The sequence below is a fragment of the Mucilaginibacter sp. Bleaf8 genome (assembly GCF_018390515.1).
Lineage (GTDB): Bacteria > Bacteroidota > Bacteroidia > Sphingobacteriales > Sphingobacteriaceae > Mucilaginibacter.
This window is the reverse complement of sequence record NZ_JAHBBK010000002.1, coordinates 22,431-37,697: the sequence shown is the minus strand read 5'-3', so window position 1 is coordinate 37,697 and position 15,267 is coordinate 22,431. Positions and strand designations below refer to the sequence as shown.

Annotated in this window: 19 protein-coding genes; 13 read left to right on the top strand and 6 right to left on the bottom strand. The window is 43.7% G+C overall.

Annotated elements, in window-relative coordinates:
- Positions 1–5: 5 nt before the first annotated feature.
- From KHS38_RS09065 to KHS38_RS09045, 5 genes are all read left to right on the top strand, one after another.
- A complete protein-coding gene (locus tag KHS38_RS09065) occupies positions 6–818 on the top strand; it encodes a DUF3822 family protein (RefSeq protein WP_213488249.1) in 813 nt (270 codons plus the stop codon).
- Positions 794–1,333 carry an RsmD family RNA methyltransferase gene (locus KHS38_RS09060; protein WP_213488248.1) on the top strand — a complete coding sequence of 180 codons (540 nt, stop codon included), beginning with the start codon at positions 794–796 and terminating at the stop codon, positions 1,331–1,333. Before KHS38_RS09065 ends, KHS38_RS09060 begins: the two co-directional genes overlap by 25 nt.
- A 170-nt stretch (positions 1,334–1,503) precedes the next feature.
- Positions 1,504–2,421: a ligand-binding sensor domain-containing protein gene (locus tag KHS38_RS22355; protein ID WP_213488247.1), complete on the top strand. Its 918-nt coding sequence runs from the start codon at positions 1,504–1,506 to the stop codon at positions 2,419–2,421.
- A 108-nt stretch (positions 2,422–2,529) separates the two neighbouring features.
- On the top strand, positions 2,530–3,249 hold the full coding sequence (locus KHS38_RS09050; protein WP_213488246.1) for a pirin family protein: 720 nt from the start codon (positions 2,530–2,532) through the stop codon (positions 3,247–3,249).
- A gap of 9 nt (positions 3,250–3,258) precedes the next feature.
- A complete protein-coding gene (locus KHS38_RS09045; protein WP_213488245.1) occupies positions 3,259–3,567 on the top strand; it encodes a response regulator in 309 nt (102 codons plus the stop codon).
- Between the two features lie 74 nt (positions 3,568–3,641).
- On the opposite strand, the gene KHS38_RS09040 is transcribed toward KHS38_RS09045, so the two are convergent.
- The 6 genes from KHS38_RS09040 to KHS38_RS09015 form a co-directional block, all read right to left on the bottom strand.
- Positions 3,642–3,950 carry a hypothetical protein gene (locus tag KHS38_RS09040; protein ID WP_213488244.1) on the bottom strand — a complete coding sequence of 103 codons (309 nt, stop codon included), beginning with the start codon at positions 3,948–3,950 and terminating at the stop codon, positions 3,642–3,644.
- 91 nt (positions 3,951–4,041) lie between these two features.
- Entirely contained in the window at positions 4,042–4,551 is a 510-nt protein-coding gene (locus KHS38_RS09035; RefSeq protein ID WP_213488243.1) for a GNAT family N-acetyltransferase, read from the bottom strand.
- A gap of 138 nt (positions 4,552–4,689) precedes the next feature.
- Positions 4,690–5,490, bottom strand: a complete 801-nt coding sequence (locus KHS38_RS09030) for an SDR family NAD(P)-dependent oxidoreductase (RefSeq protein ID WP_213488242.1) — start codon at positions 5,488–5,490, stop codon at positions 4,690–4,692.
- A gap of 115 nt (positions 5,491–5,605) precedes the next feature.
- Entirely contained in the window at positions 5,606–5,830 is a 225-nt protein-coding gene (locus KHS38_RS09025) for a hypothetical protein (protein ID WP_213488241.1), read from the bottom strand.
- Positions 5,831–5,930: 100 nt separating this feature from the next.
- A complete protein-coding gene (locus KHS38_RS09020; RefSeq protein ID WP_213488240.1) occupies positions 5,931–6,266 on the bottom strand; it encodes a cupin domain-containing protein in 336 nt (111 codons plus the stop codon).
- Positions 6,267–6,338: 72 nt separating this feature from the next.
- Positions 6,339–8,294: a KUP/HAK/KT family potassium transporter gene (locus tag KHS38_RS09015; protein ID WP_213488239.1), complete on the bottom strand. Its 1,956-nt coding sequence runs from the start codon at positions 8,292–8,294 to the stop codon at positions 6,339–6,341.
- A 200-nt stretch (positions 8,295–8,494) separates the two neighbouring features.
- Between KHS38_RS09015 and KHS38_RS09010 the strand changes: the two genes are divergently transcribed.
- The 8 genes from KHS38_RS09010 to KHS38_RS08975 all read left to right on the top strand — a co-directional run bounded on the left by KHS38_RS09010 (position 8,495) and on the right by KHS38_RS08975 (position 15,257).
- Positions 8,495–8,992 (top strand): T9SS type A sorting domain-containing protein, encoded by a 498-nt coding sequence (locus tag KHS38_RS09010; RefSeq protein ID WP_213488238.1) that lies wholly within the window; start codon positions 8,495–8,497, stop codon positions 8,990–8,992.
- Positions 8,993–9,065: 73 nt separating this feature from the next.
- Complete coding sequence (locus tag KHS38_RS09005; protein WP_213488237.1) at positions 9,066–9,677, top strand: fumarylacetoacetate hydrolase family protein; 612 nt, start codon at positions 9,066–9,068, stop codon at positions 9,675–9,677.
- Between the two features lie 4 nt (positions 9,678–9,681).
- Positions 9,682–11,397, top strand: coding sequence for a M23 family metallopeptidase (locus KHS38_RS09000; protein ID WP_213488236.1), 1,716 nt, complete (start codon positions 9,682–9,684; stop codon positions 11,395–11,397).
- 4 nt (positions 11,398–11,401) lie between these two features.
- Positions 11,402–11,866 (top strand): thioredoxin-dependent thiol peroxidase, encoded by a 465-nt coding sequence (gene bcp / locus KHS38_RS08995; protein ID WP_213488235.1) that lies wholly within the window; start codon positions 11,402–11,404, stop codon positions 11,864–11,866.
- Between the two features lie 114 nt (positions 11,867–11,980).
- A complete protein-coding gene (locus KHS38_RS08990) occupies positions 11,981–12,535 on the top strand; it encodes an RNA polymerase sigma factor (protein WP_213488234.1) in 555 nt (184 codons plus the stop codon).
- Between the two features lie 50 nt (positions 12,536–12,585).
- Positions 12,586–13,530, top strand: a complete 945-nt coding sequence (locus KHS38_RS08985) for a hypothetical protein (protein WP_213488233.1) — start codon at positions 12,586–12,588, stop codon at positions 13,528–13,530.
- A gap of 11 nt (positions 13,531–13,541) precedes the next feature.
- On the top strand, positions 13,542–14,012 hold the full coding sequence (locus tag KHS38_RS08980; RefSeq protein ID WP_213488232.1) for a hypothetical protein: 471 nt from the start codon (positions 13,542–13,544) through the stop codon (positions 14,010–14,012).
- A gap of 54 nt (positions 14,013–14,066) precedes the next feature.
- Complete coding sequence (locus tag KHS38_RS08975) at positions 14,067–15,257, top strand: aspartate aminotransferase family protein (RefSeq protein WP_213488231.1); 1,191 nt, start codon at positions 14,067–14,069, stop codon at positions 15,255–15,257.
- Positions 15,258–15,267 lie beyond the last annotated feature (10 nt).

Sequence of the window (15,267 nt, the reverse complement as noted above, 5' to 3'; positions counted from 1 at the left end):
AACTGATGGACGATACCTTATATCATTATATTGACCCCGGCTTTAGCCATACCCAGGTGCATAACTACACCCTGGTGGTATTGATCGGTTCTGCACAATTTTCACTTGCCATTGTACATCAGCATAAATTAATGGTTTGGCGAAAACCGGCTCCGCTTAGCGAGCTTGCGCAACCCGGCGAAGTACAGGAGGTATTGAATTTCGCCTATCAAAGTATTCTTTCCGGGGCTAAATCATCAGCGTTTACGCTTGTACCGCAACCCCTTTTTAAAACCGAGACCGTTGCCCAGGTAGCTCGCTTTTTAGACGTACAACCACAGGATACCGTGTTTGCGCAACCACTGGATACCGAGAATCACATTGTGTTTAAATTGAATGAAACCAGCACCATGGCAGCCGCCCGGTTTGATTTAGGACAGACACTTTTTGGCGCTTCCGGCTGGATACAGGCCATTGCCGGCAACCAGCCTTCGGAGTACAATTTGTATATAAATATAAACGAAAACAGGTTCGATTTAGTCTATTTTCGGCAAGGCAAACTGCTGCTTTTTAACACGTTTGAATGTGCAAATGCAGACGAATTAGCTTACTATACCCTATTTGTAACCGAGCAGTTAAACCTAACTGCGGCTGATGTAAACGTACTCCTGAGCGGCTCTGTAAATGAAGGGGACGCTTATGTGCAACGCCTTGCCAATTTTTACAAATCGGCCACTATCAATTCAGTTCAGGTAATTGATATACCTGAGCATTTACCTAAACACCAGTTGCTGGCTCTTAGTGCCCTTACCCTATGCGCATCATTGGCGGACGTTTAAAAGGCTTACGGCTTAACCCACCTAAAAACCTGCCCGTTAGGCCTACTACCGACCTGGCCAAGGAGGCTTTGTTTAATATTCTGCAAAACCAAATTGAGCTAGAAGGTATTAAGGTGCTCGACCTGTTTAGCGGCACAGGCAACCTTGCACTGGAATTTGCATCGCGCTTTGCGGAAAGCATTACAGCGGTTGACCGCAGCATCCATTGCGTTAACTATCTTAAAGACACCGCACGCCAGCATGGGCTTACTCAAATAAGCACATTTAAGGCTGATGTATTTAAGTATCTGGAACTGGAAAGCGAACAATATGACCTGATATTTGCCGACCCGCCTTACGACCTGAGCCGTATACCCGAGCTGCCCAAAATCATCTTTGACAAAAATTTGCTGCTGCCCGGCGGTTTGCTCATCATTGAGCATCAATCCTTGCAGAACTTGAGCAACCATCCGAACTTTACGGAGCAAAGAAGGTACGGACACTCTTCATTCTCCTTTTTTGAGATGGAAGAATAAGTTTTTTGCAAAAGCCTGTAGCACATACAGTCCTAAATGCGTCATCATGGTAACCTTAAGCATTATCCATGTCCATAAAATGCATTTATCCCTTTTTCATTCTTCTATCTTTGATTTCAGTTGCGGGCTGTAAAAAAGACAAAATTTCTATAGTTGATCCACCAGTTAAAGTGCCAACTCCTGACACATCTACCGAAGCCGGCTTCTGGACTATCTACAATCCAAGCAACTCCCCTTTACCTAATGAACAAGTAAATGCCATTGCTATTGATAAGCAGGATACCAAATGGATTGGTACTGCCAATGGCCTTGCACAATTGAAGGGAAACAAGTGGACCCTATTTACGCCCACCAACAGCAGCCTACCATCGGCAGACATACGGGCACTGGCCGTTGCAAACGATGGTTCCGTTTGGATTGGTACAGATAAGGGCGTAGCTCACTACAACGGTACCGACTGGCGAATTTATACCACAACCAACAGCGCGCTAACCAATGGCAATATCAAATGCATTGTTCATGACAGCCGCCACAATACCACATGGATTGCAACGGATGATGGTATAGTTAAGATAAGGGAAGGACAGCAGGAGCACATTGAAGGCCCGGATGTAATCCTATCCATGGCTGTTGATCATGATGGCGCTTTGTGGCTGGGTACTTTCAATGATTTGGCTTTTATTGGACTAATTAAAAAATACACCGGTGGCAAATGGACTTCTTACCGGTTAGATCAACTCGGTTATTTATCGGCATTACCTTACGGCTTGGTTATTGACTACGAAAACCATCCGGTGGTTGCATTGGCAGGCACTGTCGTAAAATCGGTCATCCGCTTTAACGGCACGCAGTGGAATGAGCTAACCATCCCTGAAAAAGCACGCGGTTTTAAATCACTATTGATGGAAAATACTAAAGTATGGATTGGCGGTGACGCACTGTGTTTAATTGGCGCAAAGGACACCGCTCCCTTGCGCATTCCCGGTACAGATTCTCCCATACAATGCATGGCCCTCGACAGCAAGAACCGAAAGTGGGTAGGCACCATTTATGGCGGCCTGGCCGTTTATGGTGTTCAACTCAATTAATTATCCTTTGAAAAACTTAGCAGCATACCTATAAAATCATTTCTTAACCTACATTAAGTTCCATGCAGTGCCAGTGGCGTAGTTTTGCAGAACTAAAACTTAAAGACTATGGCACACACTGTTTTTCATAAAGCTGATACCCGCGGTCATGCCAATCATGGCTGGCTGGATAGCCACCATACATTTAGCTTCGCCAGCTATTACAATCCCGAACGCATGAACTTTGGCGCGTTACGGGTTCTGAATGACGATATTGTTAGCGGCGGGATGGGATTTGGAACTCACCCGCACGATAATATGGAAATCATATCTATCCCATTGGAAGGCGACCTGGAACATCAGGACAGCATGGGCAACGTAGCTGTAATTAAAAAAGGTGATATACAGGCCATGAGCGCCGGTACCGGCATTTATCATAGCGAAAAAAACAAGCATGAAAACGAGCGGGTTAAGTTTTTACAGATATGGATTTATCCGGATCGTAAAAATGTGGAACCACGTTATGACCAGCTTACGCTTAATCTGCAAGACCGTCACAACCGCTTGCAACAAATATTATCGCCCAGCAAAGATGATGACGGCATATGGATTTACCAGCAGGCCTGGTTTCACATGGGCAAGTTTGATGCAGGCGTAAGTACCCAATATAATTTAAAGGGTGGCGCCAATAGCGGCGTATATGCGTTTGTTTTAAACGGCAAAATTAATATAAACGGCCAGGAGCTAAACACCCGCGATGGTTTTGGTGTTTGGCATACAGATCAACTTAACATCACTGCTGAAAGTGATGCCGAGTTTTTACTGATGGAAGTACCAATGAAGTTTTAATTTAGAGCGATGGGGCAGGTAAATATTTTGATTGTAGGCAGGCACGAACAGATACTGCAAACGGTGGTGAGGTTAGTGAACAACAACCCTGAATGGCGAGGCGTAGGCGCACTAACCGATAAAGAAGCTATACAGCTATTTAGCCATGAGGTATTTGACCTTATTTTACTCAGCAGTGGTATAGAGCCTGAATCAGAAGCCAACCTGCGCGCCTACTTTATCGATCATCGCCCCGAAACAATCATTGTACAGCACTATGGCGGCGGCAGCGGCCTGCTCACTGCCGAAATTTATGAAGCGTTAAAAACCAGATCATAACAACACTGATATGTAGCCAAAGTTAGAGCCTGACCTTAACAGTCAGGCTTTAACTTTTTATGCGGTTTGCAGCATCAGGTTGTCCAAATCAGGAGTGATTGCGCTGCTTGTTTAAAAACGTTTTCTGAAAAAACTTTATCAAGTGCATTAACACAAGCCTCAACCAAGTACTCATTTAAAGTACGCGAAACATATAATTTGGGTTGAAGTGTAGATAAGTCGAGATGGCATTGTACTGATTCAATCAAATTTACTGCGCTTTTTGCAGGCTGGTCTTCTGTAAGTTTCAGCAAATACGAGTCTTCAATAGTTTGCAGCTCATTATAAAACTGACTCCGGGCAGCAAGGAACTGCGCCAAAACAGTTGGGTTATTACGGATCATCAAATAGTTTAATTAGTGATCCGAATTTAGAATATGTAGTGTTAATTCTATAAAAACAAACGATAAAATCTTTCTACACAAAAGCCCTTTTTCAAACTACTTGTTCCTCCATTATCATCAACTCAACCGGCTGTTTAGCTACGCTGTTATGTGTTGCCAGCGGCATAGTTTGCCCTGTGGCAACAAAGCCCCTGCGCTGGTACCAGGCAATAAGTTCGTGCCGTGAGGTGATAACTGATATCTTAATTACAGTACACCCTATCTCACGGGCAAAAGCAGTTGCTGCTTCCAGCAATTGGCGGCCAATACCGCCAGCTTGCAGCGTTGGCTTTACCGTAAGCATGCCTAAGTAAAGTTTATTATTCTTCGTTTTTTCGAGATATACAAAGCCAATGATTTCGTTTGCTTCATTGGTATATTTCAGCATCGTTACTTCGGGGTGGGCAAAATAACTGGTCAGCTCGGCTTCATCAATCCGGATACCTTCCAGCAAGTGGCTTTCACTTGTCCAGCCTTGCTTAGAGGTTTCGCCACGATAGGCGCTGTTAACCAAGGCTACAACCTCGGATACGTCCGTTATAAGGGCTTTTGTTATGATCATACTATATTTCAATCGGGGCAGCAAAGCTAACAGCTTTAATACTCTTTACATTATTGAAATATTGGTAACCATACAAAATAAAAACACCCCAAACCGGCAATGCCTGGTTTGGGGTGTTTACGTTAGTCCGGCAATTAATTATTCACTTTTATCTACCGGCTTTTGCATTTCATTCATATTATGAGCTACCATACGCTCTGGTGTAACGTTACTCATGGCAATCATGGCTTTATTTTTAAAGCCGGATATTACTTTATCTTCGCCGGCCATTAATGCATCATAGCCATCCTGCGCTACTTCGGCAGGGTTTGACAGGGAGCTTTTATCCTGAACAATCTTGCTGTCCAGCATTTCGGCTTTGTTAAAGAAATCCGTATCAGTAGCGCCTGGCTGCAGTACTGTAACGGTAATATTGGTATCTTTCAACTCCTCGCGAATAGCTTCAGAGAATGAAAGCACAAAGGCTTTGGTGCCATGATATACCGATTGCCAAGGACCCGGGGTTTGGCTGGCAATAGAGCCCAGTTGCAAAATTTTACCCTCATTACGTGTCACCATATCTTTAAGGAAGCACTTGGTCAGGATCACCAGCGATCCGATATTCAGTTGGATGATATCCAGCTCACGCTCCAGTTCGGTATCTTTAAACTGACCGTAATAGCCTTGGCCTGCATCGTTCACCAATACATCTACCTGCAATCCTTTGGCTTTTACTTCGTCATAAACAGCAAAAGCTTCTTCGCGGTTAAACAAATCCTTGGAAATGGTAACCACGTCAATACCGTTCTGCTTTAGTTCAGAACCACATTTATCCAGCTCTTGCTGATCGCGTGAAACCAGGATGAGGTTGTATTGTTCTTTGGCGAATATTTTGGCCAGCTCATAACCGATTCCGGAAGTGGCACCGGTAATCAGCGCATATTTTTGTGTTGTTGACATAAGATTACAATTTAATTTATTAACTACAGATTAAATACAGTAATCCTGCCTTTTGTTTTCAATATTTATTTTTTCAGAACTTTTTTCGCCACTCATTTATAAACACGCAATGCCGTTAAACACCTGACTTGCTGCTTCTTTTAATCAACTCATCCCTGATAATAGCACACTTCTCATAACGCTCCAGCGAAATATTCTCCTGCAGCATATCCTCTAATTCCAGTCGCGATTTGCTCACAAATTCAAGACTATGCGTGGTTAATGAAGTAATACTCTGAAAAAATCCATCGGCGCTATAAAAGCCCAGACTGCTCACATTGTTGTTTGCTTGGTGTTCCATCTTCGTTTAGTTTAATTAAGGTGAGCTTAAGTTAAGAAATTATTCTTTTAACATTAAGCCCACCTACAAAGATTTTTTCAGAGAAACACCAACAGCATACTTACAACGCCGCGTAATCTTCGCGCACAGGTGTAAACACGTCGAGCAGTTTGCAATCGGTTATAGCCTTGCCGCCATGCGGCACGTTAGGCGGTATCACTACATACATACCCTTATCCAATATTTGCGATTCGCCGTTCACTGTCATTTCAAACTGCCCCTCCAGCACAAAGGCACATTGATGATGCATATGCTGGTGTATGGCTGATACTGCACCGGCTTTTACATCAATAAAGTTCAATGTATTGGTACCTGTATGTATCATTTTAGCCAGGTAGCCCGGCGCAATCTCTTTAACAGGCAGGTCGTTGAAATAATTAAAAATATTGGTATCCATAATTTTGCTGTATTATATAAATAACTATGGCGCTAAATTGAAGTTTTAGCGCCATAATTGCATTCATTATATTTAAACAATCCGTCGTATCTGCACTGATTCGGGATCGGCCAGCATAAGCGGCACCTTCTCAATGGTTACAAAGCTTAAATCGAGTCCAAAGCCCCGCTCTTCTGATATACTTACCTTTTTAAGTTGGGTATAAGCGGCCATAACCATACGTTCGTAAAAAGACAGGTTATGCGAGCGCGACAGCACTTTTTCAATCACCACAAAACGGAAGTCGCCCACAATTTTGTGCTTATTTAGTGAGTCATATCTACTGGTAATATCAACTTCACCGTTTTTAACCATATCCTCAACCACCTTGCGGAACAGCAGGTTAATTTGCTGCCCTACCCTAAAGCCAAGTTTAAAATCAATACGGATCAGTTTGTTAGGCACCAGTACATCCACCTCATAATCGCGGGTATAGGGCTCGTCCATTACATCTACGTGTACCAGCCAGTAAATGTCGGCCCGTTTAGGTTGCTTTTGCAGAATAGAGTAGATGATCTTCGATTCAATTTCCGAATTGAAGTTAGCACTGGTAAGATATACCAGTTGAGAGGCGTACTTAGGTACCGATTCATCGTCGCTCAACTCCTTCAGAATGTCGTAGTAATCCTCAATTTCAACAAACTTAACGTAACGGTTACGAATTTTACGGGCGGTATGCCAGGTCCACATTACGCCGAACAGCACAAAGCCAATACTCAATGTAAACCAGCCGCCTTCAACAAATTTGCCCAGGTTTCCATATAAAAATATGCCTTCCACCAGGAAATAAACCACTAAAAACAAACTTATGATATAGTTGGGCACCTTACGGCGTTTCAGGAATTTGGATACCAGGATGGTAGTCATCAGCATGGCAATGGTGATACTTAAACCATAAGCCGCCTCCATTCTTTCTGAACGCTGAAACAGCAGTACAACGCCGATACAGCCGGCACATAGTATCCAGTTGATGCTTGGCACGTATAACTGACCTTTTTGCAGTGACGGATAGTTGATTTTTACCTTAGGCCACAGGTTTAAACGAACAGCCTCAGCAATTAACGTATAAGAACCGGAGATCAAAGCCTGACTGGCAATTACCGCAGCCACCGTTGCAATACCAATACCGAAGATCAAAAAGCCGGGAGGCATAATCTGGTAAAAAGGGTTCAGCAGGTTAAGATCGAGTTTCTGACCGTTATGCTGTAACAGCCAAACCGCCTGGCCCAGGTAGTTTAGTATCAGGCATGTTTTTACATATACCCAGCTTACTCGAATGTTTTTACGACCGCAGTGGCCCAAATCAGAGTACAATGCCTCGGCACCGGTAGTACACAAAAACACAGCGCCAAGCACAGCGAAGGCCGTTGGGCCAGCCTCACCAGAGGTAAGCAGCTCATAAGCATAATATGGATTCAGCGCCTTGATGATAGACGGCATCTGGACGATAAATATAATGCCCAGCACCCCCATCATGGTGAACCACAAAAACATGATTGGCCCAAAAGCCCGACCCACCAGCGAGGTACCAAACTGCTGTATGAAGAATAAAAATGCAATTATCGCAATTACCACCTGCATGGTTGGCAGGTTGGGATACTTAGTATGCAAGCCCTCAATTGCCGATGAAATGGTGATGGGCGGTGTAATGATACCATCGGCCAGCAGCGCACATCCGCCTATAACAGCTGGAACAATAAGCCACCTGGCCCGCCTGCGTACCAGTGAAAACAAGGAGAAAATGCCCCCCTCGCCTTTGTTATCGGCTTGCAGGGTAATAGCTACATATTTAATAGTGGTTTGCAGGGTAAGCGTCCAGAATATGCAGGATACGCCACCTAATACCAGGGTTTCGTTGATACGATAATCGCCAACAATGGCTTTGAATACGTACAGCGGCGAAGTACCAATATCGCCGTAAATAATTCCCAGACTGATGAGCAGCCCGGCTGCTGTGAGCCTTTGCAGGTCTTTGTTATGTGATGACACTTTGAAAAATAAAAAATATCAAAAAACTTTGAACTTCCGTAAAACAACCTTACCGGCCGTTATCTTGTTTTTTCAACAACAGGCTATTAGCATAACCTGCTAAATTCACTTTTGTTAAAATTTGTTAAAAAAACTTTAATTAAAAACAATTCTACATTGGGTTATAGCATTATTTATACCTTTGCAGGTAATCAGGATATATGAGGCAAAGATATACTTTTAATTATTTATGGATAACAATTGTTGCGATAGCAATATCCATAAACTTTGCCTTTTCTGCCGTATTGCAAAATGCCACTGCTGATACCAGCTACCTGTTTAAAGCCAGAAACGCAAAAAAGGGCTTTTTGAAGAATGGTATAGCCGTTAACTCATTGCCTACATTCAAGCCTTACGTAGTTAAAACCACCCCGCCTAAACAGCAGGAGGATGATAAACTGTTAAGCAATGTGCAGGTTTTTCCAAATCCGGTGGTTGATCAAATCAATCTGCGTTATACCGTTTCGCGCAACTCCAACGTTACCATTAAAATTATGGATGTGCTGGGCAACAATGTAGCTACCCTGTTTTCGCAAAGGGTTGATCCGGGTGAGCAGAAATTTACGCACTACCTTACTAACAAGCTTACCAGCGGCTTTTACTTTGTAAGGGTGATGGTAGGAACCGAATCGGTAATTAAACGCATTACCGTACTATAACTCAATTTTTACCGGGCAATTATCCGCAGCGGATAAAATATTTTTAGCTTTGGTTTTTACTTTAACCACTGCTATGAAAATTATTGCCATTGGCCGCAATTACGCCGAGCACGCCAAAGAACTGAATAATCCTGTACCTACTACGCCCGTTATTTTCATGAAGCCCGACACGGCTTTACTAAAAGATAACAAACCTTTTTATCTGCCTGATTTTTCGCAGGATGTACATCACGAAATTGAACTGGTGTTAAAAATCAGCAAAGAAGGCAAACACATCAGCGAAAAATTTGCTGCCGATTATTTTGAAGAAATTGGCTTAGGCATCGATTTTACTGCACGCGATATTCAAAGCCGTCATAAAGAAAAAGGCTTGCCCTGGGAACTGGCAAAGGGTTTTGACCACTCTGCCCCTATCAGCAACTTTTTACCTAAAAGCCAGTTTACCGATTTATACAATCTGAACTTAAAACTGAATGTTAACGGCGAAACCCGCCAGGACGGTAATACCAAAGATTTATTATTTTCTTTTGAGCGCATTATTGCCTTTGTATCTCAATACATTACCTTAAAAAAAGGCGACTTGATTTTTACCGGAACGCCTGAAGGCGTATCGGCCGTGCAAACAGGAGACCGCTTAGAGGGTTACTTGGAAGGACAAAAACTTTTGGACTTTTACGTAAAATAAAAAGATGATCAGAAAAGCAGGTGCGCTGTTACTGGGATGTTTATGCCTTGTACTCAACTCACGCGGGCAAGGCCGGATACAAAGCAAAGAATATCCTGCCGGCGCGTTTCAATATCCGCTGGATTTACCACCCAGCACAGCCGGCTCATTTGGGGAGTTAAGACCCAACCACTTCCATTCGGGTTTAGATTTTAGAACCAACCAGCGCACTGGCTACCCGGTACATGCGGCCATGTACGGCTATGTATCGCGCCTGCGTGTACAGGTAGGCGGCTTTGGCAATGCGGTTTATTTAACTCACCCAAATGGCTATACTACGGTATATGCACACTTAGATCATCTGTTACCCGAACTTGCTGCCGCTGTGCGTAACTACCAGTACCAGCATCAAAGCTTTGAGGTAGATTTTAAGTTGCAGCCATTTCAGTTTCCGGTAACCAAGGGGCAAACCATTGCCTGGTCGGGCAATACCGGCGCATCAGGCGGACCGCACCTGCATTTTGAAATCCGCGATTCACTTACTGAGGAGACCATTAATCCACAACTTTTTGGTTTAACTATTCCCGATCAGGTACCACCAAGCATTAGCAGTATAGCTGTTTATCATTTAAACGGGCATCCGTTTAGTGAAACCACGCCGCGCCAGTTTATGGCTGTAACCGGCGCTGCCGGCAATTACCGGCTTAGCAATCCGCAAACTCTATCTTTAAGCGGCGATATTGGTTTTGGCATTACGGCTATTGATATGAACAGTACATCAGCCAACCGCAACGGTATCTATTCGCTGGAATTGAAACTCGATGGCCGCACGGTATATACTTTTGATGTGGAGCGTTTTGCATTTGATCAAACGCATGCCATTAATGCTTATATCGATTACCCGCAGTTTGTACTGGCCCGCCGATGGATACAAAAATGCTTTATTTTGCCCGGCAGCCAGATCACCTTATATCCACAGTCAGAAAACCGTGGCATTATCAGCTTTAAAGACACCCTGTTACACGATGTGGAATATCTGCTTAAGGATGCAGCCGGCAACACCTCGTCATTGAAATTAAAAGTACAATCGGGCATACAAAAAGACCGCCCTGTTGTAAATACCACGGGCACCTTGTTCCGTTACAATCAACGCAATGAGTTCAATAACGGACCTGTTAAAATGGTGATACCAGCTGGCAATTTATACGACGACTTGGATTTCAAATATAGCTTACTGCCCCAAAAAGTCGGTGCATACTCAGCTACACACCGTATCCATAACCGGCTAACCCCAATACATGATCATTATGATCTGTGGATAAAGCCCGATGCCAGCATTGGCCAGTTAGCTAACAAAGCCGTTATTGTAAATGCGGTATCAGGCTCGGTAGGTGGCATCTATCAGGATGGCTACATTAAGGCTCGCCCTGCAACCTTTGGCGATTTCTTTATCCGCATAGATACTGTAGCTCCCGTAATTACGCCTTTAAACATTCATGATGGCAGCAACATGGCCGGTATACGCAGTATTAATTTGAAAGTCAGCGATAACCTGTCGGGCATCAAAAGCTGCCGCGCTACTATTGACGGGCAGTGGGTATTACTGCAACAGGATTACCGCACCCGCATTTTAAAGTTTATATTTGATGATACCATTAAACCCGGTAAACATACGTTAGAAGTAACCGCTACCGATCAAAAAGACAACATCACACATTACAAAGCAGATTTTAACCGATAAAAACATGGCTACACTACAAGAAGGCGATAAAGCTCCTGATTTTACAGCTAAGGATCAAAACGGCAATACCGTATCCTTATCCGACCATTTAGGTAAAACCGTAATCCTGTACTTTTACCCTAAAGACGACACCCCCGGCTGCACTGCTGAGGCTTGCGACTTTAGGGACAACTACCAATCGCTGGCGGCAGAAGGCTATGAGGTGATTGGCGTAAGTACAGATGATGAAAAATCGCACAAAAAGTTTGTGACCAAATACAACCTGCCCTTTACCCTGATTGCCGATGATGAGCAACAAATTGTAAACAGCTACGGCGTTTGGGTTGAAAAAAACATGTACGGTAAAAAGTATATGGGTACTGCCCGTACCACATTTATCATTAGCCCTGATGGCATCGTTAATAAGATCATCAGCAAAGTAGACAGCAAGAATGCATCGCAGCAAGTACTTGACCTGTTAAAGGCTTAAAAGATAATTCGGAATTTTATCAGTACTTTAGCTGGGTTTAGGTAAAAGTAACATTTTTGTTATACACAATTAAACCTAAGCGCTAACAATTCATCTTACATATAAGAATCATAAATGTCATTACAAGTTAGTGATACGGAGATACTGGAAAAGTTCCAGAACGAAAGAACCCGGAACGAAGCATTTAATTTACTGCTGAAAAAATACCAGCAGAAAATATACTGGCATGTACGCCGCATGGTGATTAACCATGATGATGCTGACGATTTGGTACAGGATATATTTGTAAAAGTCTGGAAGAACCTGCCGGGCTTTCGCAACGATGCACAGCTGTACACCTGGATGTACCGCATAGCAACCAACGAGTGCATCACTTTTCTGAATAAAAAGAAACAGAAAAATAACATACCGCTGGATGACGTGTCGTATGAACTGGCCGAATCATTGGCCGATTCAACTTACTTTAACGGCGATAAGGTGCAGATGAAACTGCAGCAGGCGCTGCTTACCCTGCCCGAAAAACAGCGGTTAGTTTTTAACATGAAATATTTTGATGATATGAAGTATGAAGAAATTTCTGAAGTGCTGGGCACCAGTGTAGGAGCATTAAAAGCCTCTTTTCACTTGGCTGTCAAGAAGATAGAAGCATATTTACTATCAAAAGATTAATTTCATTTTTTAATTAAACCTTTTGGTTTTAAACTAATCTAACACGGGACATGGAAATCGATATGGAAAACAAGCAATGGCCGGAAGAAGAAGGGCTGCTGAAGCAGTTTCCGCAAGGAAACCCGTTCACGGTACCCGCCGGTTACTTTGACGAATTAGCCCAGCGATTACAATCGTATGTACACTTAGATGCGCTGAAGCAGGACGGTACAAACCACGGTTTTATCGTTCCGCAGAATTATTTTGATGATTTAAGCAGCCAGGTACAAAGCCGCATTGCGCTTGAAGAAGTTTTGGGCGATGAGCCGCAGGGCTTTGCTGTACCGGATGGCTATTTTGAGGATTTAAGCAACCGGATACAAAGCCGCATTGCTATCGAAGAGATAGCGCCGGCAACTGAAGACGCTGGTTTTGGTGTACCGCAGGGCTACTTTGAAGAGTTGAGCAGCAACCTGCAGAGCCGCATAAGCATTGAGCAACTGGCTGGGCAACCTGATGATGCAGAGTACGCTATACCGGATGGTTATTTTGAGCAGTTACAGGATCAGATTACCAGCCGCATACAGTTGGAAGAGATGGTAAATGCCGATAACGCTTTTGCCGTTCCTGACGGATACTTTAATAATTTAACCGAAAGTATCCTGAGCCAGACCAGTGAAAAGCAGGAGGCCCGCATAGTGGTTATGCAACCATCAAACCGCAATATTATACGCAGGCTGGTATCATCGGCCGCTGTAAAATATGCCAGTGCGGCTTGCTTTGCACTCATTGTGGGCATAACTATTTATATTAAACAAACATCGGGGCCGGTAGCTGAGCATGATCGTACTTATCTGCACAAAGAGCTTTCGGAAATACCTGCCAGTGCTATTGAAAACTATCTGGAGCAACAAACCGATACTTATGATTCTGAACATACGGTAGTAACGGCTGGTACAGAAGTAGATGCCAACAGTTTAAAACAGGCCTTAAAGGCTAACCTGGATGCGCAATAGATAAGAAGGAAATGGATAAGAGAATTAAACATATTATAATCGCGATATTACTGTTCACAGGCTTTGAGGGTTTCAGCCAGTTTGTACCGCCGGCATCGTTCAGAGAAAACAGAGCCAATACCGGTACGGTAAGAAAGCTGGATGCAGTAAAGGAAAACTACGTTAAAGACAAACTGAATCTAAGTGATAGCGAAGGTGCCAAATTTTGGCCGGTATACCGCCAGTACCACAGTGAGATTGCAGAGATTCGTCGCAAAAAACGCCTGAATAATTCGAGCGCGCAAACTAACGGTGCCGATCAGGTAAAGATGGAGATGTACTACGACGAAAAGCTGGTAGAAATTAAAAGACGCTATACACAAGAGTTTTTAAAGATACTGCCCCCTCAGAAAGTAAGCCTGATTTTCAAAAGCGAACGTGAATTTACCGATGAGCTGATCAGGCAACTGGGCGAACGCAATGCCCGACCCGATCAATACTAAATGATATTGCAAAAGGCTTACCTGATAATGGTAAGCCTTTTTTATTTTTGCAGCATGCTTACCTTACGCCAGCTTTTTTTAGCCAACAATGCCCAAACCACCGATTTTCCGCTACTGCTTGAATTTGAGCGGGCAGAAGGTGTATATATGTATGATGCCGGCGGTAAAGCCACGATGGATCTGATATCGGGTATAGGCGTAAGTAACATTGGCCATAGCAACCCTTATGTTATCGATGCCATAAAACAGCAGGTAGATAAATATATGCACCTGATGGTTTACGGCGAATACGTGCAGACACCGCAAGTGCGTTTTGCCGAAAAGCTGGTATCCCTGCTGCCTGACAGCCTTCAATCCGTATACTTCACTAATTCAGGGGCAGAAGCGGTTGAAGGTGCCCTGAAACTGGCCAAACGTTATACAGGTCGCCACCAAATGATTGCCTGCTACAACTCCTACCACGGCAGCACACACGGCGCTTTAAGCATGATGGGCAATGAGGAATTTAAGCAAGCCTACAGGCCGTTATTACCAGGTACCTCATTTATCCGGTTTAATCATACTGGAGACCTTGAGCTGATTACACAGGAAACCGCCTGCGTAATTTTAGAAACCATACAAGGCGAAGCCGGTATCCGCGTACCCGACTTAGCTTACATGCAGGCACTACGTGCGCGTTGTTCCGCAACCGGCACCCTGCTCATTCTGGATGAAAACCAAACAGCCTTTGGCCGTACGGGTAAACTTTTCGCTTTTGAGCATTTTGGCATAGAGCCTGATATTTTGGTATTAGGAAAAGCCTTGGGTGGCGGAATGCCGCTTGGTGCTTTCGTTGCGTCAAGCCAAATAATGGGTGCACTTAAAGATAACCCTATATTAGGTCATATCACCACCTTCGGCGGGCATCCGGTTTGCTGCGCCTCGGGTTTGGCATCATTGGAGTTTTTACTAAAAGAAAACCTGGTAAGCCAGGTTGCCGAAAAAGAGGCCATATTTAAACATCTCCTTATACATCCGGCTATTAAGCAGATCAGAGGCAAAGGCCTGATGATGGCTATAGAACTGGAAAGCTTTGAGTTGAATAAAAAGATCATCGACCGTTGTATTGAGAACGGCATTATTACGGACTGGTTTTTACACTGCAGCAACTCGATGCGCATTGCCCCACCACTTATCATCACGCCCGCAGAAATTGAAAAAGCCTGCGATATTATATTAGAATCTATTCGATTTTATACTAACTAACATCAAACCT

Excerpts from the sequence above, each read along its gene's own strand:
- KHS38_RS09065 (WP_213488249.1), top strand. The coding sequence starts at position 6 with ATGGACGATACCTTATATCATTATATTGACCCCGGCTTTAGCCATACC.
- KHS38_RS09060 (WP_213488248.1), top strand. The coding sequence starts at position 794 with ATGCGCATCATTGGCGGACGTTTAAAAGGCTTACGGCTTAACCCACCT.
- KHS38_RS09050 (WP_213488246.1), top strand. The coding sequence starts at position 2,530 with ATGGCACACACTGTTTTTCATAAAGCTGATACCCGCGGTCATGCCAAT.
- KHS38_RS09045 (WP_213488245.1), top strand. The coding sequence starts at position 3,259 with ATGGGGCAGGTAAATATTTTGATTGTAGGCAGGCACGAACAGATACTG.
- KHS38_RS09040 (WP_213488244.1), bottom strand. The coding sequence starts at position 3,950 with ATGATCCGTAATAACCCAACTGTTTTGGCGCAGTTCCTTGCTGCCCGG.
- KHS38_RS09035 (WP_213488243.1), bottom strand. The coding sequence starts at position 4,551 with ATGATCATAACAAAAGCCCTTATAACGGACGTATCCGAGGTTGTAGCC.
- KHS38_RS09030 (WP_213488242.1), bottom strand. The coding sequence starts at position 5,490 with ATGTCAACAACACAAAAATATGCGCTGATTACCGGTGCCACTTCCGGA.
- KHS38_RS09025 (WP_213488241.1), bottom strand. The coding sequence starts at position 5,830 with ATGGAACACCAAGCAAACAACAATGTGAGCAGTCTGGGCTTTTATAGC.
- KHS38_RS09020 (WP_213488240.1), bottom strand. The coding sequence starts at position 6,266 with ATGGATACCAATATTTTTAATTATTTCAACGACCTGCCTGTTAAAGAG.
- KHS38_RS09010 (WP_213488238.1), top strand. The coding sequence starts at position 8,495 with ATGAGGCAAAGATATACTTTTAATTATTTATGGATAACAATTGTTGCG.
- KHS38_RS09005 (WP_213488237.1), top strand. The coding sequence starts at position 9,066 with ATGAAAATTATTGCCATTGGCCGCAATTACGCCGAGCACGCCAAAGAA.
- KHS38_RS09000 (WP_213488236.1), top strand. The coding sequence starts at position 9,682 with ATGATCAGAAAAGCAGGTGCGCTGTTACTGGGATGTTTATGCCTTGTA.
- bcp (WP_213488235.1), top strand. The coding sequence starts at position 11,402 with ATGGCTACACTACAAGAAGGCGATAAAGCTCCTGATTTTACAGCTAAG.
- KHS38_RS08990 (WP_213488234.1), top strand. The coding sequence starts at position 11,981 with ATGTCATTACAAGTTAGTGATACGGAGATACTGGAAAAGTTCCAGAAC.
- KHS38_RS08985 (WP_213488233.1), top strand. The coding sequence starts at position 12,586 with ATGGAAATCGATATGGAAAACAAGCAATGGCCGGAAGAAGAAGGGCTG.
- KHS38_RS08980 (WP_213488232.1), top strand. The coding sequence starts at position 13,542 with ATGGATAAGAGAATTAAACATATTATAATCGCGATATTACTGTTCACA.
- KHS38_RS08975 (WP_213488231.1), top strand. The coding sequence starts at position 14,067 with ATGCTTACCTTACGCCAGCTTTTTTTAGCCAACAATGCCCAAACCACC.